This is a genomic window from Wolbachia endosymbiont of Drosophila incompta (genome assembly GCF_001758565.1).
In the GTDB taxonomy this organism is placed as follows: Bacteria; Pseudomonadota; Alphaproteobacteria; order Rickettsiales; family Anaplasmataceae; genus Wolbachia; species Wolbachia pipientis.
In genome coordinates, this window is record NZ_CP011148.1 from 882163 (window position 1) to 883473 (window position 1311).

Here is a 1311-nt window from a genome sequence, read left to right on the forward strand (position 1 = left end):
CAACTGTACGAAGATCCATTTTTGAAGGTAAATTGCACAGCAAATGGTGTCATTCCAGTCTGGAATCCAGAAATTTTGCTTATAACTGAGCTGATGAGCTAAAGGTAGTTGTCTTACGCTAAAACAAACGTTTTTAATTAAGTTGCATAGAACCAGTGTCTGGGCACTGGCCCACTGGTGGGAATTGCTCCTAAACTACAACGTTCGTACAGCTATGTGCTTGACACTGGGATGACATCATAGGGGCAGTGGCCTACTTAACCGTCATACCGTCGCGGTATCTCAGCCGCTAACAAGTAGCGGAATGACGATTTATCAAACGCTGCCTAATTTTCCGTAACAGTTGAAAAAATCAATAGAAAATCAATATATCACTATAAATTCACGTATTTTGAGGCTATAATGGTTAATACGTTATATGGTATAATATGGACGATTTTATCAGAGTTAAGGGCGCAAGGGAACATAATCTGCAAGGTGTAGACGTCAATATACCGAAAAATAAGCTAGTTGTTATAACTGGGCTAAGTGGTTCTGGCAAGTCTAGCCTTGCATTTGATACGATTTATGCAGAAGGCCAACGCCGGTACGTTGAAAGCCTGTCAGCTTACGCGCGTCAATTTCTCAACATTCAGGATAAACCAGATGTTGAGTCGATTACAGGTCTCTCTCCTGCAATATCTATCAACCAGAAATCGATCTCAAAAAATCCAAGGTCAACAGTTGGAACTGTTACCGAAATTTACGATTACTTGCGCTTAGTATATGCACGAATAGGAGTTCCTTATTCACCTGCAACTGGATTACCAATAACAAAACAAACGGTGTCTCAAATTGTAGACACTATAATTGCGTTACCTTTAGAAACTAAGATATATATACTTGCCCCTGTTGTGCGTGGTAGAAGGGGAGAACATCTTAAAGAGATATTGGAAATTAAAAGACAAGGTTACGTAAGGTTCAAAATAGATGGTGAAGTGTACAATGTAGATGACTTGCCTAAACTCGATAAGAACAAGAAACACGACGTTTTTGTGGTTGCAGATAGAATATCAATATTGGGCGATATAGGAAATCGACTGCCAAGTAGTATAGAATCCGCACTAAAACTTGGTAATGGTCTAATGTATGTAGAAATAGTAAACCTACCTGACAACCATAATTCCGAGTATAAAAATGGTCAAATTCTGACTTTTTCAGAGAATTTTGCATGCCCCGAGTCTGGTTTCACTCTTGAGGAAATAGAACCAAGATTATTTTCTTTTAACAGCCCTTACGGTGCATGTGGTTCGTGTAATGGGCTTGGTAAAA

The 1311-nt window shown here is 39.2% G+C and carries 1 pseudogene; it reads left to right on the top strand.

The annotated features are described in order from the left end of the window. Nucleotides 1-428 precede the first annotated feature (428 nt). Nucleotides 429-1311, top strand: a pseudogene (locus WG67_RS08615) (excinuclease ABC subunit UvrA); the annotation flags it as partial.